The 22,080-nt window shown below is 63.7% G+C and carries 15 protein-coding genes; 7 read left to right on the top strand and 8 right to left on the bottom strand.

Annotation, left to right across the window (positions count from 1 at the left end):
* Positions 1-3: 3 nt before the first annotated feature.
* Together EGJ86_RS01115 and EGJ86_RS01110 are read right to left on the bottom strand one after the other, a co-directional pair.
* On the bottom strand, positions 4-1,809 hold the full coding sequence (locus EGJ86_RS01115) for an acyl-CoA dehydrogenase (protein WP_125833629.1): 1,806 nt from the start codon (positions 1,807-1,809) through the stop codon (positions 4-6).
* A gap of 184 nt (positions 1,810-1,993) precedes the next feature.
* Complete coding sequence (locus EGJ86_RS01110) at positions 1,994-3,034, bottom strand: nitronate monooxygenase family protein (RefSeq protein WP_125833628.1); 1,041 nt, start codon at positions 3,032-3,034, stop codon at positions 1,994-1,996.
* 122 nt (positions 3,035-3,156) lie between these two features.
* On the opposite strand from EGJ86_RS01110, the gene EGJ86_RS01105 reads away from it, so the two are divergent.
* Positions 3,157-4,011 carry a 23S rRNA (adenine(2030)-N(6))-methyltransferase RlmJ gene (locus EGJ86_RS01105; protein WP_125833627.1) on the top strand — a complete coding sequence of 285 codons (855 nt, stop codon included), beginning with the start codon at positions 3,157-3,159 and terminating at the stop codon, positions 4,009-4,011.
* 68 nt (positions 4,012-4,079) lie between these two features.
* On the opposite strand, the gene EGJ86_RS01100 is transcribed toward EGJ86_RS01105, so the two are convergent.
* The 4 genes from EGJ86_RS01100 to EGJ86_RS01085 form a co-directional block, all read right to left on the bottom strand.
* Positions 4,080-5,333, bottom strand: a complete 1,254-nt coding sequence (locus tag EGJ86_RS01100) for an HD-GYP domain-containing protein (protein ID WP_125833626.1) — start codon at positions 5,331-5,333, stop codon at positions 4,080-4,082.
* Between the two features lie 70 nt (positions 5,334-5,403).
* Positions 5,404-5,601, bottom strand: a complete 198-nt coding sequence (locus EGJ86_RS01095) for a putative motility protein (RefSeq protein WP_061238377.1) — start codon at positions 5,599-5,601, stop codon at positions 5,404-5,406.
* Between the two features lie 16 nt (positions 5,602-5,617).
* The gene (gene msrA / locus EGJ86_RS01090; RefSeq protein ID WP_125833625.1) at positions 5,618-6,271 is read right to left on the bottom strand and encodes a peptide-methionine (S)-S-oxide reductase MsrA; all 654 of its coding nucleotides are present in this window, start codon (positions 6,269-6,271) and stop codon (positions 5,618-5,620) included.
* A gap of 50 nt (positions 6,272-6,321) precedes the next feature.
* Positions 6,322-9,042, bottom strand: a complete 2,721-nt coding sequence (locus EGJ86_RS01085; protein WP_125833624.1) for a bifunctional diguanylate cyclase/phosphodiesterase — start codon at positions 9,040-9,042, stop codon at positions 6,322-6,324.
* A gap of 138 nt (positions 9,043-9,180) precedes the next feature.
* On the opposite strand from EGJ86_RS01085, the gene EGJ86_RS01080 reads away from it, so the two are divergent.
* On the top strand, positions 9,181-9,714 hold the full coding sequence (locus tag EGJ86_RS01080) for a hypothetical protein (RefSeq protein ID WP_256672113.1): 534 nt from the start codon (positions 9,181-9,183) through the stop codon (positions 9,712-9,714).
* A 125-nt stretch (positions 9,715-9,839) separates the two neighbouring features.
* Here the strand turns inward: EGJ86_RS01080 and aceF are convergent, their stop codons facing one another.
* Together aceF and aceE are read right to left on the bottom strand one after the other, a co-directional pair.
* On the bottom strand, positions 9,840-11,816 hold the full coding sequence (gene aceF, locus EGJ86_RS01075) for a dihydrolipoyllysine-residue acetyltransferase (protein WP_125833623.1): 1,977 nt from the start codon (positions 11,814-11,816) through the stop codon (positions 9,840-9,842).
* 11 nt (positions 11,817-11,827) lie between these two features.
* Positions 11,828-14,473, bottom strand: coding sequence for a pyruvate dehydrogenase (acetyl-transferring), homodimeric type (gene aceE, locus EGJ86_RS01070; protein WP_106733772.1), 2,646 nt, complete (start codon positions 14,471-14,473; stop codon positions 11,828-11,830).
* A gap of 271 nt (positions 14,474-14,744) precedes the next feature.
* On the opposite strand from aceE, the gene glnE reads away from it, so the two are divergent.
* The 5 genes from glnE (at position 14,745) to EGJ86_RS01045 (ending at position 22,062) form a co-directional block, all read left to right on the top strand.
* On the top strand, positions 14,745-17,687 hold the full coding sequence (glnE, locus tag EGJ86_RS01065; RefSeq protein WP_125833622.1) for a bifunctional [glutamate--ammonia ligase]-adenylyl-L-tyrosine phosphorylase/[glutamate--ammonia-ligase] adenylyltransferase: 2,943 nt from the start codon (positions 14,745-14,747) through the stop codon (positions 17,685-17,687).
* A gap of 64 nt (positions 17,688-17,751) precedes the next feature.
* A complete protein-coding gene (locus tag EGJ86_RS01060) occupies positions 17,752-18,675 on the top strand; it encodes a branched-chain amino acid transaminase (RefSeq protein ID WP_003459089.1) in 924 nt (307 codons plus the stop codon).
* 203 nt (positions 18,676-18,878) lie between these two features.
* Positions 18,879-19,922, top strand: a complete 1,044-nt coding sequence (waaF, locus tag EGJ86_RS01055) for a lipopolysaccharide heptosyltransferase II (RefSeq protein ID WP_125833621.1) — start codon at positions 18,879-18,881, stop codon at positions 19,920-19,922.
* A gap of 1 nt (position 19,923) precedes the next feature.
* Positions 19,924-20,928 (top strand): lipopolysaccharide heptosyltransferase RfaC, encoded by a 1,005-nt coding sequence (rfaC, locus tag EGJ86_RS01050; RefSeq protein WP_125833620.1) that lies wholly within the window; start codon positions 19,924-19,926, stop codon positions 20,926-20,928.
* A gap of 9 nt (positions 20,929-20,937) precedes the next feature.
* Positions 20,938-22,062, top strand: a complete 1,125-nt coding sequence (locus EGJ86_RS01045) for a glycosyltransferase family 4 protein (RefSeq protein ID WP_125833619.1) — start codon at positions 20,938-20,940, stop codon at positions 22,060-22,062.
* Positions 22,063-22,080: the final 18 nt, after the last annotated feature.

The following is a 22,080-nucleotide window of genomic DNA, read 5'->3' as shown; positions in this document are numbered from 1 at the left end:
GCCTTAGAACCAGGTGTCCTGCATGCCCAGGCAGGTGTCGTCGCGGGCCTCGAGAATACTCAGGTCGTGGTGGCAGCTCGGCACCTCCCAGGTCAGGAAGTAACGCGCCGCCTGCAGCTTGCCGCGATAGAAATCCTGTTCCTCGGCATTGTTGCTGCGGGCCAGGCCCTGCTCGGCACGGATCGCCTGCTCCAGCCAGCGCCAGCCGATCACCGTATGACCGAACACCTTCAGGTACAGCGCCGAGTTGGCCAGCCCCTGGTTGACCTTGCCGCTCATCAGATCGCCGAGCAGGGCCAGGGTCACCGCCTGCAGGCGCGCCAGCAGTTGTTCCAGCGGCTGGCGCAGGGCAGTGAGCGATTCATGCTCGCTGGCACGCTGGCAGCAGTCGTTGATCAGCTTGAGCAATTGCTTGAGTGCGGCGCCGCCGTTCTGCGAGACCTTGCGCCCGAGCAGGTCGAGCGACTGGATGCCATGCGTGCCTTCGTGGATCGGGTTGAGGCGGTTATCGCGGTAGTACTGCTCCACCGGGTATTCGCGGGTATAACCGTGGCCGCCGAGAATCTGGATCGCCAGTTCGTTGGCCTTGAGGCAGAACTCCGATGGCCAGGATTTGACGATGGGCGTGAGCAGGTCGAGCAGTTCCAGAGCGCGGCTGCGCTCTTCGGCGGTTTCCAGCGTATGGGTGTCATCGAACAGCCGTGCGGCGTAAAGGCCGAGGTCGAATGCACCTTCGACGTAGGCTTTCTGCGTCAGCAGCATGCGTCGCACGTCGGCGTGCTCGACGATGGAAATCTGCGGGCTGCTCGGGTCCTTGCCGTCCGGCTGGCGGCCTTGCGGGCGGTTACGCGCGTAGTCCAGCGAATACAGGTAGCCGGCGTAGCCGAGCATGATCGCGCCCATGCCGACGCCGATGCGTGCCTCGTTCATCATCTGGAACATGTAGGACAGGCCTGCATGCGGTTTGCCCACCAGATAGCCGACGCACTCGCCGTTGTCGCCGAAGTTCAGCGCGGTGGACGTGGTGCCGCGCCAGCCCATCTTGTGGAACAGGCCGGCCAGGGTCACGTCGTTGCGCGCGCCGAGGCTGCCGTCGTCGTTAACGTGGAACTTGGGCACCAGGAACAAGCTGATGCCTTTCACCCCGGGCGGTGCGTCCGGCAGCTTGGCCAGCACCATGTGCACGATGTTTTCGGAAATCGGCTGGTCGCCGCCGGAGATGAAGATCTTGTTGCCTTTGATCCGGTAGCTGCCATCGGCATGCGGTTCGGCGCGGGTTCTGATGTCCGAAAGCGATGAGCCGGCATGCGGCTCTGTCAGCGCCATGGTGCCGAAGAAGCGGCCATCGATGATCGGCTGCAGGTAGCGGGATTTCTGCTCCTCGTTGCCGAAGGCCTCGATCAGGTTGGCCACGCCCATGGTCAGCATCGAGTAGGAGCTGGTGGCGATATTGGCCGACTGGAAATGCGCGAAGCAGGCCTGCGACAGCAGGTTGGGCAACTGCATGCCTCCATGCTCGAAGTCGCGGGTGGCGTTGAGGAAGCCCGCTTCATGAAAAGCACGCAGCGCCGGCTCGATCTCGGGGATCAGCACTGCGCCGCCGTCGACGTACTGCGGCTCGTGTTCGTCGTTCTTGCGGTTGTGCGGGGCGAACAGCTCTTCGGCAATGCCGCGCGCGGTGCTGATGGCCGCGTCGAAGGTCTCGCGGTTGTGATCGGCGAAGCGCGGACGCTGGGTCAGGGCTTCGGCGTCGAGCACTTCATAGAGTTCGAACGCCAGGTTACGGGAGCTGAGCAGTGTCTCGGACATGGAACGGGCCTCCAGATGATCGTCCGAGTCTAGGCAGTCTGCCGCCTGACTGCCCAGCATCATCATTGGCCGTGATAAAGCGCTACATCGTCTCGCCAGTACCCGTCCCGTAGGAGCGGCTTCAGCCGCGATTCAGCTTCTAGAATGGCGTGTTGCACCCGCCTTACTAGGGCATACCAGGCTGTCAGGCGAAACCTCGCGCCAGCTCGCGGGTTAGCTCAGCAGCCGGCATCGGTTTGCAGTTGACGATGTTCTGCCCGGCCCACAGCGGTGAAAAGTCGCCGCTGCCCTGCGCCTCGGCCGCTGCGCGCAACGGTGCGATGGCTGCTGTGGCCAGGGGGAAAGCGGGTGCCTGTGTGCTCAGCGGCCCCAGCTCGCGCATCAGGCGATTGACGATGCCGCGTGCCGGCCGCCCGCTGAACAGATTGGTCAGCGCTGTGTGGCGCGCCGCCGGGCTCCGTAGCGCAGCACGGTGCAGGGCGCTGGTGGTGGCCTCCGGGCATAGCAAATACGCACTACCAACCTGCACGCCGGCGGCGCCGAGGGCCATGGCCGCGGCTACCCCGCGGGCATCGCTGATGCCGCCGGCGGCAATCACCGGTATCGACAAAGCGTCGACCAACTGGGGGAGCAGGGCGAAGGTGCCAAGCTGGCGGCTCAGATCGAAGTCCAGAAAGTGCCCGCGATGGCCACCTGCTTCCAGGCCCTGAGCGATCACCGCATCAACGCCCCGTTCCTGTAGCCACAGCGCTTCGTCCAGCGTGGTAGCGCTGGAGAGAATCTTCGCCCCGCTGCGGCGGACGCGCTCTAGCAGGTCCGGTTGTGGCAGGCCGAAGTGAAAGCTCACAACCGCAGGGCGGAACTCTTCCACCAGTGCGGCCGTTTCATCGTTGAATGGCAGGCGACCTGGTCCGCTGGCGATGCTTGCCGGGTCTACGCCCAGCTCGCGGTAGTAGGGCGCCAGTGCTTCGCGCCAGCCAGCCTCGCGGGCCGCATCTGGCTCGGGCGGCACATGGCTGAAGAAGTTGAGGTTGAACGGCCGTTCGGTCAGGCCGCGTATCGCTTGCAGCTCCTGGCTCAGGGCGGCAGGTGTGAGCATCGCGCAAGGAATCGAGCCGAGGCCGCCGGCCTGGCACACGGCGGCGGCCAGGCGATGATCCTGCGAGCCGGCCATCGGCGCCTGGATCAGGGGAAGTTCGCTACCGAGCAGCTTTTGCAGGGGCATGGCGGGGTTCTCGCTGTCCATGGAAGAGCGGGCAGACTAGGTCGTGAAGGTGCAGTGGAGCAAGCCACGATGCGAGTGGCGAGCGGCCTGTTAAACTGCGCGCCTGATTCGAGGACTGATCCATGAACTACCGCCACGCCTTCCATGCCGGCAACCATGCCGATGTACTCAAGCACCTGGTGCTGACTCGCCTGATCGGCCTGCTGTCGAAGAAAGAGGCACCGTTCGCCTACCTCGACAGCCACGCTGGACTCGGCCTGTACGATCTGCAGGGCGATCAGGCCAGCCGCACCGGCGAGTACCTGGAAGGCATCGGTCGTCTCTGGCAGGCCACGCAGTTACCGGATGCGGTGGAGGCCTACCTGGAGGTGGTGCGGGCGATGAACCCCGATGGCGAGCTGCGCTACTACCCGGGGTCGCCGGAGCTGGCCCGGCTGCTTAGCCGTGAGCAGGATCACCTGCAACTCAACGAAAAACATCCCGAGGACGGCCGCCTGCTCAAGGACAACATGCGCGGCGACCGCCGCGTCGCTGTGCACCTGGGTGAAGGCTGGCACGTGCCTCGAGCGCTGATGCCGACCCGCGAAAAACGCGTGCTGCTGCTGATCGATCCGCCGTTCGAGCAGACTGACGAGCTGCAGCGCTGTGTCGAGGCCTTGAACGAAGCGCACGGGCGCATGCGTCAGGCCATCGTCGCGATCTGGTACCCGATCAAGGACGAGCGGCAGTTGGCGCGTTTCTATCGCGATCTGAGCAAGAGCGCCGCGCCCAAGCTGCTGCGTGCCGAGCTTTACGTGCACGCGCCGGACGATGCCACGCGCTTGAGTGGTTCAGGTCTGGTCATCAGCAACCCGCCATGGGGGCTGGAGGACGAACTCAAGCAACTGCTGCCCTGGCTGGCAGACGCACTTGGCCAGAGCCAGGGCAGCTGGCGCCTGGACTGGTTGATCGAGGAAGCCGCAAGCGGCAAGTCATAAGCGCAAGCCCGGATGCAATCCGGGAGCCGTGGCCCCTGACTCTCGGATTGCATCCGGGCTACAACGCCTCAACCCGGCTTGTGATTGGGCTCGATGTGGTAGCTCAGGTTGCGCCGCGGGCTGAGGTACTCCAGCACCTCCAGCGGTAGTTGCGAGGGGCGCAGGCTGCGGGCGATGGCGAGCTTCGGCTCCTGGGCGAGGTCCACGATCATTGCTTCCTGCTTGAGAATGTCGGCGTCGTAAATGATCAGCGTCGGTTTCAGTGCCTGAGTCGGGTTCATTCCCAGCACCAGCGCATAACGCTCATCGTCCAGTTGCACCAGGCTGCCCGGCGGGTAGATGCCCATCACGCGAACGAAGGCCTTCAGCATCACGTCGTCGAAGTGCTCGCGCTGCTGCTTGAACATCAGCGCCAGGGCCTCGTGCGGGCTCAGCGCCTGGCGTGGGTCGAGCGGGTTGCACAACCCGTCGAAGTGATTGGTGATGGCCACCAGGCGACTCAGGCGGCCGATCGCTGCTTCGCGCAGGCCACGTGGGTAGCCGCTGCCGTCACAATGTTCGTGATGTTCATGGATGATGCGCAGCACCTCGTCATCGAGCATCAGCTTCTGCCCCATGCGTAGGCCGAAATCGGTGTGCATATGCAGCAATTGCTGCTCCGGGCGGGTCAGTGGCTCGGGCTTGAGTAGCACCTTGCTCGGCACTTCCAGCTTGCCGATGTCGTGCAGCAGCGCGCCGAGTCCGATGCTGTGGCAGGCCTCGCTGTCGAGGCCGAGCTGGCGCCCGAGCAGCAGAGACAGCACGGTGACGTTGAGGGCGTGGAAGTAGCTGTCCTCGGCGGCCTTGCCGGTGATGCTGTGGAGTACGACGCCAGGAGCGCCGAGCAGCGTTTCGACCATTTCGCCGACGATGGCGCCGGCCTGCCGCATGGCATCTTCCGGGCGGCTGCGCAGGGTCTGGTTGAGCGTCTTGATGCGTTGGCTGGCTTCGATGAAGCGGCGGTCCACCTCGGCCAGACGGCTGCGCAGATGGCGCAGTTTCTGTGCGCGCTCCTGACGTTCCTGGGCTTGCGGGTCGACGGGCGCTTCGATGGGGGCGGGCGCCGGTACGTCTGCGATGAGCTCCAGGGGTGGGCAGTCGCTGCGTGCCGGGTCATAGCGCAGTTGCTTCAGATTGAGGGCATGCAAGGCGCGAATCTGCGCTTCGTCCTTGATCTTGAAATTGCTGAAGGCGAAATCATGCTCCCACCAGCTCAGGTCCAGATGGACATAGAGGCCGACGCAAAGCTGATCGGGAGTGATGGTGGGCAGAGTGGCGGGCATGCCGAGCTCGTCGAAAGATAGCTAATTGCCCGCAGTTTAGTCCGGCTGATGGCTTGACGGTATCAGTTGTTCAGGCCATCACGTCGATGCTGTTGCCCAGGTTGGGCGGATTGCTGGGGGCGCTGGCCGGTGCAGCTGACTGCACCAGCCCGGTGATGTTGGCAGCCTGCAGCTCCAGTGTCTTGCGCAGCAGTAGAAGCGACATCTGCGCGGAGATCTGCGCCGATGCCTGGCTCGATACCTGACTGGAAATGCTGCTCAGCTCCACGGCCCGTTACCCGTGCTCAAGACTCAGGGGGTAGACATACGCCTGTTCCGCCCAGGCCGCAATAGCCGCCAGGATTCTTCGCCAGGTATTGCTGATGATAGGTCTCGGCGTAATAGAAGGTCGGCGCCTCGGCGATTTCCGTGGTGATGTGGCCCATTCCGGCCTTGTCCAGCTCGGCCTGAAAGCGTGCCTGACTGGTTTTGGCGGCGCTCAGCTGCGCCTCGTCCTGGCAGTAGATCGCCGAGCGGTACTGGGTGCCCTGGTCGTTGCCCTGGCGCATGCCCTGGGTCGGGTTGTGCACTTCCCAGAACACCTTGAGCAGCGCTTCGAAGCTGGTTTGCTGCGGGTCGAACACCACCAGCACCACTTCGGTGTGTCCGGTCAGGCCGGAGCAGACCTCCTCGTAGGTGGGGTTGGGCGTGAGGCCGCCGGCATAGCCGACCGCTGTGCTGAACACACCGGGTTGCTGCCAGAAGCGGCGTTCTGCCCCCCAGAAACAGCCCAGACCGAATACCGCCTGCTGCAGGCCGGCAGGGAAGGGCGCCTTGATCGGATTGCCATTGACATAGTGAGTGTCGGCCACCGGTAGCGGCTCGGCGCGACCGGGCAGCGCCTGCTCGGCAGTCGGCAGGACATCCTTGTTAACGAGAATCTGTGAGCGCAGAACCATGGCGGTCTCCTCGAAATGGGTCAATGGTGGACTACGCGCAACGCGGCGTATTACGTCCGTTGGTCGGCCTGGCGACTGGCGTCGGTCTGTGGCCGGCAGGGGTAGCGGCGCAGGCTGACGATCAGCTCGCGGCCGGAAATCGGTTTGTCGAACAGGTAGCCCTGGCCGACGTCGCATTGCTGGCGGCGCAGGAACGCGAGCTGGGCGCCGGTCTCGATGCCTTCGGCCACGACCTTGAGCTTGAGGTTGTGGGCCATGGCGATCACCGCCGAGGTGATCTCCATGTCGTCCTGGTTGTCCGGGATGTCTTTGATGAAGCTGCGATCGATCTTGATCACGTCGATGGGGAATTTCTTCAGGTAGCTGAGCGACGAATAGCCCGTGCCGAAGTCGTCCATGGCCAGGGTCAGGCCCAGGCTCTTCAGGCGACCCAGTTGGTGGCGGGTGTCGTCGGTGGCCTCCAGCAGCAGGCTTTCGGTGAGTTCCAGTTCCAGCAACCTGGGGTCGAGCTGTTCTTCATGCAGGATGGCGGCGATGGAGCCGACCAGATCCGGGTCGGAGAACTGTTTGGGCGACAGATTGATCGCCACCTGCAGTTGACCCAGGCCAATAGCGGCGATCTGCTTGCTCATGCGGCAGGCCTGGCGCACCACCCACTTGCCGATGGGGATGATCAGGCCGGTTTCCTCGGCAACGCCGATGAACTGATCCGGGCGGATCATGCCCTTCTCCGGATGCTGCCAGCGCAGCAGCGCCTCCATGCCCAGCAGTTGCCCGCTCTTGAGACAGAGTTTGGGTTGGTAGAAGACTTCCAGCTCGTTCTGAGTCAGCGCGCGGCGCAGGTTGTTCTCGACGAACAGCTTGTAGTTGGCCTCGGCGTTCAGCGCTTCGGTGAACAACTGCACCTGATGTTTACCGTTGGCCTTGGCTTTGTGCAGGGCGAGGCCGGCGTGCTTCATCAGGGTCTGCGGGTCGTCACCGTGTTCCGGGGCGATGGCCAAGCCCACCGAGCCGGTGATGCTGATCAACTGGTTGTCGACGAACAGCGGCTTGTCCAGGGTTTGCAGTACCTGATGAGCGACGCGCAGGCCCGCGTCCTGATCGCAACCGTCGAGCAGGATGGCGAATTCATTGCTGGCGAAGCGTGCCAGGGTGCCCTTGGCGCCAAGACTGTTGCGCAGGCGCCGAGCTAGGGCCGAGAGCAGCTTGTCGCCGGTCTGGTGGCCGAGGCTGTCGTTGATCCGCTTGAAGTTGTCGATGTCCACCAGCAGCAGCCCGAGCGACTGAACATTGCGGGCGAAGCGCTCTTCAAGGCTGCGGATGAACGACGGGCGATTGCCCAGGTTGGTCAGGTTGTCGGTATAGGCCAGGCGTTCGATGCGCTGCTGCGCCAGCTTGGCCTCGGTAATGTCTTCGTAGATGCCGATGTAGTGGGTCAGTTCGCCATCGTCGCCATACACCTTGGAGATCGACAGATGGCCCCAGTACGGCTCCTGATTCTTGCGCCGACTGCGGAATTCGCCTTGCCAGCTGCTGTGTTCGGCCAGGCTGGACTGGGCGTCGAACAACAGGTCGCTAAGGTTGGCCATGGCCGGTAGCTCGGACAGGCGGTGACCGCAGACTTCGTCGCTGCTGTAGAGGGTGATGGCGGTGAAGCTGGGGTTGACGTATTCCACCCGGCCGTCGCGGTCGACCAGAAGAAAGGCGCTGGCGCTCTGCTCGACGGCGCGCTGGAACAGATACAGCGCGTGGGTGGCGGAGCGCTTCTCCTGATTGACCAATACCTGGGCGAACTGGTCGGCCAACTCGCCGGCGAAGGCAATCTCGTCGGCCTGCCAGAAACGTTTGGGGCCGATATGTTCGAGGCAGAGCACGCCCACCACTTCACCTTCGATGCGGATACTGGCATCCAGCATCGAGGTGATGCCCAACGGTTGCAGGTAACCGGGGGCCAGCTCGCGGGTGCGCAGGTCATGCTGGGCATCGTGGGCGTCTATCGCTCGGCCGCTTTGCAGAGCCTCCAGGTAGTGCGGGAAATGATGCGCATCGATCGAGGGCAGTTGCTCGTGTCGGTTCAGGTCGCGGCGGTACAGCGACACCGAATCGAGGCTATTGCCGCCCAGATGCCAGATTCCGGCCCGGGCCACACCGTAAACCTCGCAGGCCGCCTGGGTGATGAGTTCGGCGGCTTCCTGGCGCGGATCGCTGGAGACATAGCGTTGGCGTGCCAGGCGCACGATCAGTTGCTGCTGGGTATGCGAGCGCGCCAGATGTTGCAGATGGTCGTTCTGGGTGCGCTGATATTGCTGCAGCGAGCTTCGCAGCTGCTGATTCTGCGTGTGCAGCTCCTGTTCGGCAGGGGCATAGTGGTCGAGGCTTTCATCAGCTACCAGCAGATAGCCGCGCAGCAACTGGCGGTTGCGCTGTTTGAAGGGTTCGCCCATCTCCAGCAGGGTCAGCGCACCGTGCGGTGTGTGCAGGGTGTAGTGCACCAGGTAATGCGGGCCTTGCAGCAGTTGCTGCTGGATGGCGTCGTGCAGACGGTAGCGCGCCTCGGGCTCCATCAGGCTGGCGTAGGGGGCATCCACCAGCGCGCAGAGATCGCTGGCACTGATACCCAGCCGGCGTTCGCAGGCCGGGTCGAGAAACAGCAGGGCCCAGCTCGGCTCGTTCAAGCGCTCGAAACGCAACATGCCGAGCCGCGAGGGCACTGGCAACTGCGTCACAACCTCGGCTGCCGAGCGTGTGCTGGCATCGGGATGGCTTTTCATTGGGCGTTGGGCTTCCAGTATGCTGACCAGGCGAGGCATCCGTTCTCGGTACAAGGCCGCTGCGTCAGAAGGCGCATTGGCGTGGACGGAGGCTAGGGCTCAGGCCTACTTCACTATAGCGTTCGGCAAGGGTGCATCATGCAAGCGAGACTGACAAGAAAACTCATGGCCATGGTGCTTGGCGGAGCACTTTTTACGGCCATACCCGCGGTTGCCGGCGCCGAGGACGCGGCGACATTGCGGGGCGACGAGCAGGCGGCTTATCTGGACGGGCTCAAGCGTCTTTATCTGGCCGATAACGAGCGCAATGCGTTGCTCGCGCACAGCAACGCATTGCTGGAAACCTACGCCCTGCGCGCTGGCTACCAGGTTGGCCAGGCGCAACGGCAGGATCTGCTGTACCGCTTCAATGTCGGTAATACCGGTGAGCTTGTTCTGCGTGAGGAGAGTCGTGGCGCGCAGGGCACTGCCATCTCGGTGCGCAATCAGCGTGTTCCGGTATTCGGTATCGATCCGTTCATCCGCTACGAATGTCCGACCGGTGGTATCCGTTGCGTGCTGTTCAACCCGGCCGACGGCAGCCCGTTGCTGAGCATTGTGCGTGATCACCAAGGCGCCGGAGAGTTGGCCAAGGCGCTGAGCTTTCTGATTCGCAACGTGCAGAAGGGCTGAACAAGAGCGCGCAGCAGCTCTCGGTGTCCTCGTCTCGAGCGGACGTTTCAGGCAGAAGACAGGCAAAAAAAACCCCGCCTAAGCAGACGGGGTTGAGGATGCGAGCGTGGCGTGCTCGAAACGATTTACAGCAGGATGGTGCGGATATCGGCCAGCAGCTGCGACAGACGCTGAGTGAAGCGTGCGGCAGCCGCGCCGTTGATCACTCGGTGGTCGTAGGACAGCGACAGCGGCAGCATCAGCTTGGGCTGGAAGGCCTTGCCATCCCAGACCGGCTGGATGGTGGCTTTGCTGACACCGAGAATCGCCACTTCCGGCGCATTGACGATCGGCGTGAAGCCGGTGCCGCCAATGTGGCCGAGACTGGAGATGGTGAAGCAAGCGCCCTGCATGTCGTCAGCCGACAGTTTCTTGCTGCGCGCTTTCTCCGCCAGAGCGGCAGCTTCAGCGGCCAGTTGCAGCAGGCTCTTCTGATCGACGTTCTTGATCACCGGCACCAGCAGGCCGTCCGGCGTATCGACGGCGAAGCCGATATGCACGTACTTCTTGCGGATGATCGCCTTGCCGCTCGGGGCCAGCGAACTGTTGAAGTCCGGCAGTTCCTTGAGCAGGTGGGCGCAGGCCTTGAGCAGCAGCGGCAGCACGGTCAGCTTGACGCCGGCTTTCTCGGCCACGGCCTTCTGTGCGACGCGGAAGGCTTCCAGGTCGGTGATGTCGGCTGAGTCGAACTGGGTCACGTGTGGCACGTTGAGCCAGCTGCGGTGCAGGTTGGCAGCGCCGACCTGCATCAGGCGGGTCATCGCCACTTCTTCGATTTCGCCGAACTTGCTGAAGTCCACGGTCGGGATCGGCGGGATGCCGGCGCCGCCAGTGGCAGCGGCTGCAGTCGCCTGCGGTGTGGCCTTGGCCTTGTGCATCATCGCCTTGACGTACACCTGCACGTCTTCCTTGAGGATGCGACCTTTCGGGCCGGTGCCGGCGATATCGGCCAGTTCCACGCCGAAGTCACGGGCCAGCTGACGCACGGCAGGGCCAGCATGCACCTTGGCACCATCGCGCTTGGGCGCGTTGGCGACTTCGGCAGCAGCAGCCGACAGCGAAGCGATGGCGCGTACTTCAGCAGCCACTTCCGGTGCGGCACCTTCCGGTACGCGGTGCACTTGCTGACTGGCTTGCGCTGGCGCGGCGGCCGGTGCGGCACCCGCTACCTTGAGCTTGAGAATCAGGTCACCGGTGCCGACTTCGGCGTCCAGCTTGACCAGCACTTCTTCCACCACGCCGGCAGCCGGCGAGGGGATTTCCATGGAGGCTTTGTCGGACTCCAGGGTGATCAGCGACTGTTCGGCTTCGATGCTGTCACCGGCCTTGACCATGACTTCGATGACCTTGACCTTGCCGTCGGTGCCGATATCCGGCACGTGCACGTCCTGCACCGAAGCAGCAGCCGGGGCTGCGGCAGCAGGAGCAGGTGCGGCGGCTGGCGCAGCAGCGGTTGCGGCCGCTTGAGCCGGTGCAGCGCTGGCGGTTGCACCACCGGCGGTACGCAGCTTGAGGATCAGGTCGCCGGTGCCGACTTCGGCGTCCAGCTTGACCAGCACTTCTTCCACCACGCCGGCAGCCGGCGAAGGGATTTCCATGGAGGCCTTGTCGGACTCCAGAGTAATCAGCGACTGGTCGGCTTCGATGGTGTCACCCACCTTTACCATGACTTCGATGACCTTGACCTTGCCGTCGGTGCCGATATCCGGCACGTGCACATCCTGCACGCTGCTGCTGGTCGCGGCAGCGGCAGGAGCCGCCGCCGGAGCGGCTGCCTTCGGCGCTTCGGCAGGTGCGGCTTCGGCTTTCGGCGCAGGCGCCGCTTCGGCGGCTCCTTCGACTTCCAGCACCAGCAACTCGTCGCCTTCTTTTAGGCGGTCACCGATCTTGACCTTGATTTCCTTGATCACGCCGGCTTTGGGCGAGGGCACTTCCATGGAGGCCTTGTCGGACTCCAGGGTCAGTACGCTCTGGTCGGCTTCGACACGGTCGCCGACCTTCACCAGCAGTTCAATCACCTCGCCTTCACCGCCGAGGTCGGGTACGCGAATCAATTCACTCATCGCTACGCTCCTCAGCAGTCCAGGGGGTTGGCTTTGTCGGCATCGATACCGAACTTGGCGATGGCGTCAGCCAGCACCTTGGCTTCGATCTCGCCACGGTCTACCAGGGCTTCCAGGGCGGCCAGCACGACCCAGTTGCGATCCACTTCGAAGAAGTGGCGCAGTTGCTTGCGGCTGTCGCTGCGGCCGAAGCCGTCGGTGCCCAGGACCTTGTATTCCTTGCTCGGAACCCACTGACGAACCTGCTCGGCGAACAGTTTCATGTAGTCGGTAGAAGCGATGACCGGGCCCTTGCGGCCGCCCAGGCACTGCTCGATGTAGGTCTGCTTGGGCTTCTGGCCTGGGTGCAGGCGGTTGCTGCGCTCCACGGCCAGGCCGTCGCGACGCAGTTCGTTGAAGCTGGTGACGCTCCACACATCGGCGCCGATGTTGAACTCGTCGCGCAGGATCTTCGCCGCCTCGACGACTTCACGCAGGATGGTGCCGGAACCCAGCAGTTGCACGTGGTGCGCGGCTTCCTTCTTGTCTTCCTCGAGCAGGTACATACCCTTGATGATGCCGTCTTCCACGCCTTGCGGCATGGCTGGCTGCTGGTACGACTCGTTCATCACGGTGATGTAGTAGAAGATGTCCTGCTGCTCTTCGGCCATCTGGCGAATGCCTTCGCGGATGATCACCGCGAGCTCGTAGCCGTAGGTCGGGTCGTAGGTGCGGCAGTTGGGGATGGTCGCTGCCAGCATGTGGCTGTGACCGTCTTCGTGCTGCAGGCCTTCACCGTTGAGGGTGGTACGGCCGGCGGTACCGCCGATCAGGAAGCCACGGGTACGGCTGTCGCCAGCGGCCCAGGCCAGGTCACCGATGCGCTGGAAGCCGAACATCGAGTAGAAGATGTAGAACGGCAGCATCGGCTGGTTGTGGCAGGAGTACGAGGTACCCGCGGCGATGAAGGAACTCATGGCGCCAGCTTCGTTGATGCCTTCCTCGAGGATCTGACCTTTCTTGTCCTCTTTGTAGAACATCACCTGGTCTTTATCGACCGGCTCATACAGCTGGCCGACCGAGGAGTAGATGCCGAGCTGACGGAACATACCTTCCATACCGAAGGTACGGGCTTCGTCCGGGATGATCGGAACGATGCGCTGGCCGAGCTCCTTGTCCTTGACCAACTGCGCGAGGATGCGCACGAAAGCCATGGTGGTGGAGATTTCGCGGTCGCCCGAGCCGTCGAGGATGGCCTTGAGGGTATCCAGCGGCGGGGTCGGGATGCTGAAGCTCTGCTGGCGACGCTGCGGTACGAAGCCACCCAGCGCGTTGCGGCGCTCGTGCAGGTACTTGTACTCGGGGCTGCCTGGCTCCGGCTTGACGAAGGGGAGGTTTTCCAGCTCCTCGTCCTTGACCGGGATATCGAAGCGGTCGCGGAACTGACGCAGGCTGTCGACATCGACCTTCTTGGTGTTGTGCGCGGTGTTCTTCGCTTCACCGGCGCCGGTACCGTAGCCCTTGATGGTCTTGGCCAGGATCACGGTCGGCTGGCCGCTGTGGTTCACGGCCTGGTGGTAGGCCGCGTAGACCTTGTACGGGTCGTGGCCGCCACGGTTGAGCTTCCAGATCTCGTCATCGGAAAGGTCCTTGACCATCTCCTTGAGCTCTGGTGTGTTGAAGAAGTTTTCGCGAACGTAGGCACCGTCTTTGGCCTTGTAGTTCTGGTATTCACCGTCGACCACTTCGTCCATACGACGCTGCAGGGCACCGTCCTTGTCCTTGGCGAACAGCGGATCCCAGAAGCGACCCCAGACCACCTTGTTGACGTTCCACTGGGCACCGCGGAACACGCCTTCGAGTTCCTGGATGATCTTGCCGTTGCCGCGCACTGGGCCGTCGAGGCGCTGCAGGTTGCAGTTGATGACGAAGATCAGGTTGTCCAGCTTCTCGCGGCCGGCCAGGGAGATGGCGCCGAGGGATTCCGGCTCGTCGCACTCGCCGTCGCCCATGAAGCACCAGACTTTCTGCTTGCCGGCTGGAATGAAGCCGCGCGCTTCCAGGTACTTCATGAAGCGCGCCTGGTAGATTGCCTGGATCGGGCCCAGCCCCATGGATACGGTCGGGAACTGCCAGAAGTCCGGCATCAGCCAGGGGTGCGGGTAGGACGACAGACCTTTGCCATCCACTTCGCGGCGGAAGTTCTTCATCTGGTCTTCGCTGATGCGACCTTCCATGAAGGCGCGGGCGTAGACGCCAGGGCTGGCGTGGCCCTGATAGAACACCAAGTCGCCGCCGTGTTCTTCGGTCGGGGCCTGGAAGAAGTAGTTGAAACCGATGTCATACAGCGTCGCGGAAGAGGCGAAGCTGGAGATGTGGCCGCCCAGATCCGGGTCGTCCAGGTTGGTGCGCATCACCATGGCCAGGGCGTTCCAGCGCACCAGCGAGCGGATACGGCGCTCCATGAACAGGTCGCCGGGCATGCGAGCTTCATGGGTTACCGGGATGCTGTTGCGGTATGGCGTAGTGATCGCGTAGGGCAGTTGCGCACCGCTGCGGGTGGCCAACTCGCCCAGACGGGTCATCAGGTAATGGGCACGGTCTTCACCCTCACGGTCGAGGACGGATTCAAGGGCGTCCAGCCATTCCTGGGTTTCGATCGGATCGAGGTCTTGCATGGCTTGCTCCAGGGCGGAAAGGCTTCCAGAATCGGAGGCCAGTTGGGTCTCACCGGCTTTTTGGGCGGGCGAGTTGAAATTCTTGGATTTACCGGGGGTAGGACCGGCCGCTTGTAGTTTTACTACATTTCGACGACGGATTCAGCCCTCTGGATACAATTCTTTCGTAGTAAAACTACAATCCGCGGCACCGCCGGCCGCGCGTGCCCCGCTGGAGCGGGGCTGCGGGCGATTGCACCGTGCGTCCGGCAGTCCGCCAAAAGGATAGACCATGAGCCTGCCGTTGCTGGTCGAGTTGCCCTCTTCCCTTTTTCCCCTGGCCGAACGTGCCGAGCAGTCACTGCAAGCCGCCTTGGTCGAGCACGAAGCGCTGGCTGAGCGTGTTGCGGGCTGGCCGCAAGAGCGCCGCGATGCCTGGCGGCAGGTTTCGGCGCTGAGCGATTTCGTCGCCGAGCAGGCTCAGCGTGATCCGCAGATGTTCGTCGCCCTGGCGGAATCTGGTGAGCTGGAGCGTAGCCTGGCGCCGGGCGAGTTGCGCCAGCAACTGGAAGTGCAACTGAATGAATGCGCCGATGAGGATGCCCTCGGGCGCTGCCTGCGGCGCTTTCGCAATCGCCAGCAGCTGCGCATTATCTGGCGTGACTTCAGTCGCCAGGCGGCGCTCGGTGAAACCTGCCGCGACTTGTCCGATCTTGCCGATGCCTGCATCGATCTGGCCTATCACTGGCTCTATCCACGCCATTGCGCGCAGTTCGGTACGCCGGTAGGGCGGCGCAGCGGCCAGGCGCAGCACATGGTCATTCTCGGCATGGGCAAGCTTGGCGCGCATGAGCTCAATCTTTCTTCGGATATCGACCTGATCTTCGGTTACCCGGAGGGCGGCGAGACCGAAGGGGTCAAACGTCCGCTGGACAATCAGGAGTTCTTCATCCGCCTTGGGCAGAAGCTGATCAAGGCGCTGGATGCGATCACCGTCGACGGTTTCGTGTTCCGCACTGACATGCGTTTGCGCCCCTATGGCTCCAGCGGTGCGCTGGTATTCAGCTTCAATGCGCTGGAGCAGTACTACCAGGATCAGGGCCGCGACTGGGAACGCTACGCGATGATCAAGGCGCGCGTGGTGGGTGGCGATCAGGCCGCGGGTGCCGAGCTGTTGGATATGCTGCGGCCTTTCGTCTATCGCCGCTATCTGGACTTTTCCGCTATCGAAGCGCTGCGCGCCATGAAGCTGCTGATCCAGCAGGAGGTGCGGCGCAAGGGCATGAGCGAGAACATCAAGCTGGGTGCCGGCGGCATCCGCGAGATCGAGTTCATCGCCCAGGCATTCCAGTTGATCCACGGTGGGCGCGACCTCAGCCTGCAGCAGCGCCCGCTGCTCAAGGTGCTGACGACCCTGGAGGGGCAGGGTTATCTGCCGCCGGCGGTGGTCGCGGAGATGAAGGAAGGTTACGAGTTTCTGCGTTATGCCGAGCACGCCCTGCAGGGCATTGGTGATCGGCAGACGCAGATGCTGCCGGCCGACCCGCAGGATCAGGCGCGAGTCGCCGCGATCATGGGGTTCGCCGACTGGGCGAGTTTTCATGAGCGGCTGATGCATTGGCGTGGCCGCATCGAATGGCATTTCCAGCAGGTGATCGCCGACCCTGATGAAGACGAATCGGATGCTGGCGAGGCCAGCGTCGGCGCCGAATGGCTACCGCTGTGGCAGGGTGCGCTGGACGAAGAAGCGGCTGCGCAGCAACTGCTGGAAGCCGGCTTCGTCGACGCCATGGCAGCTTGTCGGCGGCTCGCCGATTTGCGCAACGGCCCACAGGTGCGCGCCATGCAGCGACTGGGGCGTGAGCGTCTGGATGCTTTCATTCCGCGTCTGCTGGCGCAGACCGTCGAGCACGACAAGCCGGATCTGGTGCTGGAGCGGGTACTGCCGCTGGTGGAAAAGGTCGCACGGCGTTCGGCCTATCTGGTGCTTTTGAGCGAAAACCCGGGGGCGCTTGAGCGGCTGATCAGTCTTTGCGCAGGTAGCCCGTGGATCGCCGAGCAGATTGCCCGCTATCCGCTGTTGCTCGACGAGTTGCTCAACGAGGGGCGGCTATATTCGCCGCCGCTGGCGCCGGAGCTGGCGGCCGAGCTGCGCGAGCGGCTGATCCGTATTCCCGAGGAAGACCTGGAGCAGCAGATGGAGGCGCTGCGTCACTTCAAGCTGGCTCACAGCCTGCGCGTGGCCGCATCGGAAATCGCCGGCACGCTGCCCTTGATGAAGGTGTCGGACTATCTGACCTGGCTGGCCGAGGCGATTCTCGATCAGGTGCTGGCGCTGGCCTGGCAGCATACGGTGCAGCGCCATGGCCGTCCTTATCGTGCCGATGGCACGCCGTGCGATCCGGATTTCATCATTGTCGGTTACGGCAAGGTAGGCGGCCTGGAGTTCGGCCATGGCTCGGACCTGGATCTGGTGTTCATCCATGACGGTGACCCGCAGGCCGAAACCGATGGTGCCAAGCCGATAGACGGTGCGCAGTTCTTTACCCGCCTGGGCCAGCGCATCATTCACCTGCTGACCACCCAGACCACCTCTGGTGCGTTGTATGAGGTCGACATGCGCCTGCGACCATCGGGCGCAGCCGGGCTGCTGGTCAGCTCGCTGGGCGCCTTTAAGCGCTATCAGGAAACCGAGGCCTGGACCTGGGAACATCAGGCACTGGTGCGTGCGCGGGTGCTGGTGGGGTGTTCGCGCCTGGCTGGCGAATTCGCTCGCGTGCGCGCCGAGGTGCTCGGTCGCCAGCGCGATATCGAGGCGCTGCGTGTCGAGGTCAGCGAGATGCGCGCGAAGATGCGTGACAACCTTGGCAACAAAAATACCGCAGCCGGTACGGCGCCGAATGCCTTCGAGGCCACGTCCTCCTTCGATCTGAAGCAGGATGCCGGTGGTATCGTCGATATCGAATTTATGGTGCAATACGCGGCTCTGGCCTGGTCGTGGCAACACCCGCAGCTACTCGAGTTCACCGATAACATCCGCATTCTGGAAGGTCTGGAGCGGGTGGGTTTGATGGGCGCCGAGGATGCCGCCTTGCTGCGCGAGGTCTACAAGATCTATCGCTCGGCCGCTCATCGCCAGGCGCTGCAGAAGCAGCCTGGAGTGGTGCCGGGGGATCAGTTCCAGGATGAGCGCCGCGCCGTGATGCGCCTGTGGCGTGAACTGGGGCTGAGTTGAATGACGGGGGCTGCGGCCCCACCTAATTGTTCGAACCGTGAAGCGAATTTGAGGAGCAGGCAAGATGTCGATGTCCGACCGTGATGGCGTGATCTGGTACGACGGCAAACTGGTGCCGTGGCGCGAAGCCAACACCCATGTGCTGACCCACACCCTGCACTACGGCATGGGCGTGTTCGAAGGCGTACGCGCCTACAACACCCCGGACGGCACTGCGATCTTCCGTCTGCAGGCGCACACCGACCGTCTGTTCGACTCCGCGCACATCTTTAACATGCAGATCCCTTTCACCAAGGAAGAGATCAACGAAGCCCAGCGCGCCGCCGTGCGTGAGAACGGCCTGGAAAGCGCCTACCTGCGCCCGATGGTGTTCTTCGGTAGCGAAGGCATGGGCCTGCGCGCCGCAGGCCTGAAAGTGCACGTGATCGTCGCTGCCTGGCATTGGGGCGCGTACATGGGCGAGGAAGCGCTGGAGGCCGGCATCAAGGTGCGTACCAGCTCCTACACCCGCCACCACGTCAACATCGCCATGACCCGCGCCAAGGCCAACGGCAACTACATCAACTCGATGCTGGCCCTGCAGGAAGCCATCTCCGGTGGCGCCGACGAAGCGATGCTGCTGGATCCGGAAGGCTACGTGGCCGAAGGTTCGGGCGAGAACATCTTCCTGGTCAAGGACGGCGTGGTGTACACCCCGGAAGTGACCTCCTGCCTCAATGGCATCACCCGCAGCACGATTCTGACCCTGGCTGAAGAGCATGGCATCAAGGTGGTCGAGAAGCGCATCACCCGCGATGAGGTGTATATCGCCGACGAGGCGTTCTTCACCGGTACTGCCGCTGAAGTCACGCCGATCCGCGAAGTGGATGGCCGCAAGATCGGCGCTGGTCGCCGTGGTCCGGTCACCGAGAAGCTGCAGAAAGCCTACTTCGATCTGGTCACCGGTAAAACCAGTGGCCACGCCGAATGGCGTACGCTGGTCAAATAAGCGATTCCTCGAAGGCTCGACGGGGAGGCCTCAAGAGTCCGCCGGTAATCTTGCGAGCTAGAGTCAGGCTAGGCGCAACAGGGGCGAGGGCGTGAGTTTACTGCGGTAAATGAACGCCCAAGACCCTTTTGCAACGACGCATGACCGACGCGCAGCTGATTGCAGGTGGGCTCTGAGCCTCCCCGGTCGTTTCTGGAAAAGATATGAAGATACTGATCGTTGGGCCAAGCTGGGTAGGCGACATGGTGATGGCGCAGACGCTATTCCAGTGCCTGAAACAGCGCCATCCCGAGTGCGAGATCGACGTGCTGGCGCCGGACTGGAGCCGGCCGATTCTTGAGCGCATGCCCGAGGTGCGCGCCGCGCTGAGCCTGCCGCTCGGCCATGGCGTTCTCGATCTGGCCACGCGCCGGCGTATCGGCAAGTCGCTGGCCGGTCAGTACGATCAGGCCATCCTGCTGCCCAACTCGCTGAAGTCCGCGCTGGTGCCCTGGTTCGCCGGTATTCCCAAGCGCACCGGCTGGAAGGGCGAGATGCGCTACGGCCTGCTCAACGACATCCGCACGCTGGACAAAGAACGCTACCCGCTGATGATCGAACGCTTCATGGCGCTGGCCTATGAGCCCGGTGCTCTGTTGCCGCAGCCTTATCCACAGCCGCGTTTGCAGATCGATGAGTCCAGCCGTGCGGCTGCCTTGGCCAAGTTCGGCCTGCAGCTGGATCGTCCGGTGCTCGCGTTGTGCCCTGGCGCGGAGTTCGGCGAGGCCAAACGCTGGCCGGCCGAGCACTATGCCAAGGTCGCCGAGATCAAGATTCGCGAGGGTTGGCAGGTCTGGCTGTTCGGCTCGAAGAACGACCATGCCGGCGGTGAAGACATTCGCATGCGCCTGATTCCGGGCCTGCGCGAGGAAGTCAGCAACCTGTCCGGGCAGACCAGTCTGGCCGAGGCCATCGACCTGATGTCGGCGGCCACCGCCGTTGTTTCCAACGACTCCGGGCTGATGCACGTGGCGGCGGCGCTGAATCGACCGCTGGTAGCGGTCTACGGCTCCACTTCGCCGGGCTTCACCCCGCCGCTGGCCGACCGCGTCGAGATTGTTCGCCTGGGTCTGGAGTGCAGCCCCTGTTTCGAGCGCACCTGCCGTTTTGGTCACTACAACTGTCTACGCGAGCTCAAGCCGCGCCCGGTGATCGAAGCGCTGGATAGGCTGGTCGGCGAGACCTTGATCCTGGTCGAGGGCGACTGATTTGCGGGTGCTGATCATCAAGACCTCGTCGCTCGGTGACGTGGTGCATACTCTGCCGGCACTGACTGATGCCGCGCGTGCTATTCCCGGCATCCGCTTCGACTGGGTGGTGGAAGAAGGCTTCGCCGAGATTCCCGCCTGGCATCCGGCGGTGTCCCAGGTGATTCCGGTGGCCATCCGCCGCTGGCGCAAGCACCCCCTGCGCACCTGGCGCAGTGGCGAATGGACGCGCTTCAAGCAGCGTCTGCGGGAAACCCGCTACGACCTGGTGATCGACGCCCAGGGCCTGCTCAAGAGTGCCTGGCTGACGCGTTACGTGTCGGCGCCAGTGGCCGGTCTGGATCGTGATTCGGCGCGCGAGCCGCTGGCCAGTCGCTTCTATGATCGCCGCTATGCGGTACCCAAGGATCAGCACGCGCTGGAGCGCGTGCGCCAGTTGTTCGCCAAGGCTTTGGGTTATTCGCTGCCGTCCGGTAGCGGTGACTACGGCCTGAACCGTGCGGCGATGATGGACGCTACCGCGCAGCCCTATCTGGTGTTCCTGCATGGCACCACCTGGGCCAGCAAGCACTGGCCGGAATCCAACTGGCGTGCGCTGGCCGAGCGCATGGACGAGCTGGGCTGGGCCGTGCGCCTGCCTTGGGGCAATGAGACGGAGAAGGCGCGCGCCGAGCGCATCGCTGCCGGCCTGACGCATACCGCCGTGCTGCCGAAGCTGAACCTGGCCGGTGTGGCCAAGGTGATTGCCGGTGCCAGCGCCTGCGTCTCCGTCGACACCGGGCTCGGCCACTTGGCCGCGGCGCTGGATGTACCGAACATTTCCCTCTACGGCCCGACCTTGCCCGGCAAGGTGGGCGCCTACGGCCGTAGCCAGATTCATCTGTGTGCCAGCGGCCCGGGCGCCGGCAGCGGTGACCGTGACAAGCCCTGCTTCGATGGCCTCGGCGCCGAGCGCGTCGGCCTGGAACTGGAGGCGCTGCTGCTTGCGCCTCCCGGCACCCTTTAAGGAGCGGCTATGCAACTGGCCTTCGTTCTCTACAAATACTTCCCGTTCGGTGGGCTGCAGCGCGATTTCATGCGCATCGCCCTGGAATGCCAGGCGCGTGGCCACGCCATTCGCGTCTACACGCCGATCTGGGAAGGGGAAAACCCCGGCGGCTTCGATGGCCGCGGGGCGCCGGTGCGCGCGCTGTTCAACCCCCGCCGCAATGAGAAGTTCAGCGCCGGGCTGCACGCCGACCTGAAACGCGACCCGGTCGACCGGGTAATCGGCTTCAACAAGATGCCAGGCCTGGACGTCTACTACGCCGCCGACGGCTGTTTCGAGGACAAGGCGCAGACCCTGCGCAACCCGATCTACCGTCGCTGGGGGCGCTACAAGCACTTCGCCGAGTACGAGCGCGCGGTGTTCGCGCCGGAGTCGAAGACCGAGATCCTGATGATTTCCGAAGTGCAGCAGCCACTGTTCGTCAAACACTACAAGACTCCGCTGCAGCGCTTCCATCTGCTGCCGCCAGGCATCGCTCAGGACCGGCGCGCGCCGGCCAATGCTGGCGAGATTCGCGCCGAGTTCCGCCGTGAGTTCAAGCTGAGTGATGATGACCTGCTGCTGGTGCAGATCGGCTCCGGCTTCAAGACCAAGGGCCTGGATCGCAGCCTCAAGGCCCTGGCATCCCTGCCGCGTGAGCTGCGCAAGCGCACCCGGCTGATCGCCATCGGCCAGGACGATCCCAAGCCCTTCCTGCTGCAGGTTAAGGCGCTGGGCTTGAGCGACCAGGTGCAGATTCTCAAGGGCCGCAGCGACATTCCGCGCTTCCTGCTCGGCGCCGATCTGCTGATCCATCCGGCCTACAACGAAAACACCGGCACCGTGCTGCTGGAGGCGCTGGTTTCCGGCCTGCCGGTGCTGGTCACCGACGTCTGCGGTTACGCCCACTACATCGCCGATGCCGATTGCGGCAGGGTCCTGCCCGGCCCCTTCGAGCAGGAGCAACTCAACCGCACCCTGGCCGATATGCTCGCCGACCCGCAGCGTCGTGCGCTCTGGGGGCGCAACGGCCTGGCCTATGCCGACAGCGCCGACCTGTATTCGATGCCGAAGAAGGCCGCCGACGTGATCCTGGCGGAGAGGTGCGCGTGAGCATGTCAGCTACTGCGG

Source organism: Pseudomonas sp. o96-267, assembly GCF_003935465.1.
Lineage (GTDB): Bacteria > Pseudomonadota > Gammaproteobacteria > Pseudomonadales > Pseudomonadaceae > Aquipseudomonas > Aquipseudomonas sediminis.
The sequence above is the reverse complement of the archived record's forward strand: the minus strand, read 5'-3'. Positions and strand labels throughout refer to the sequence as shown.

Coding starts and splice junctions, on each gene's coding strand:
- waaF (WP_125833621.1), top strand. CDS start 18,879: ATGAAGATACTGATCGTTGGGCCAAGCTGGGTAGGCGACATGGTGATG.
- EGJ86_RS01115 (WP_125833629.1), bottom strand. CDS start 1,809: ATGTCCGAGACACTGCTCAGCTCCCGTAACCTGGCGTTCGAACTCTAT.
- glnE (WP_125833622.1), top strand. CDS start 14,745: ATGAGCCTGCCGTTGCTGGTCGAGTTGCCCTCTTCCCTTTTTCCCCTG.
- EGJ86_RS01060 (WP_003459089.1), top strand. CDS start 17,752: ATGTCGATGTCCGACCGTGATGGCGTGATCTGGTACGACGGCAAACTG.
- msrA (WP_125833625.1), bottom strand. CDS start 6,271: ATGGTTCTGCGCTCACAGATTCTCGTTAACAAGGATGTCCTGCCGACT.
- aceE (WP_106733772.1), bottom strand. CDS start 14,473: ATGCAAGACCTCGATCCGATCGAAACCCAGGAATGGCTGGACGCCCTT.
- EGJ86_RS01085 (WP_125833624.1), bottom strand. CDS start 9,042: ATGAAAAGCCATCCCGATGCCAGCACACGCTCGGCAGCCGAGGTTGTG.
- EGJ86_RS01110 (WP_125833628.1), bottom strand. CDS start 3,034: ATGCCCCTGCAAAAGCTGCTCGGTAGCGAACTTCCCCTGATCCAGGCG.
- EGJ86_RS01045 (WP_125833619.1), top strand. CDS start 20,938: ATGCAACTGGCCTTCGTTCTCTACAAATACTTCCCGTTCGGTGGGCTG.
- EGJ86_RS01080 (WP_256672113.1), top strand. CDS start 9,181: ATGCAAGCGAGACTGACAAGAAAACTCATGGCCATGGTGCTTGGCGGA.
- aceF (WP_125833623.1), bottom strand. CDS start 11,816: ATGAGTGAATTGATTCGCGTACCCGACCTCGGCGGTGAAGGCGAGGTG.
- EGJ86_RS01105 (WP_125833627.1), top strand. CDS start 3,157: ATGAACTACCGCCACGCCTTCCATGCCGGCAACCATGCCGATGTACTC.
- EGJ86_RS01100 (WP_125833626.1), bottom strand. CDS start 5,333: ATGCCCGCCACTCTGCCCACCATCACTCCCGATCAGCTTTGCGTCGGC.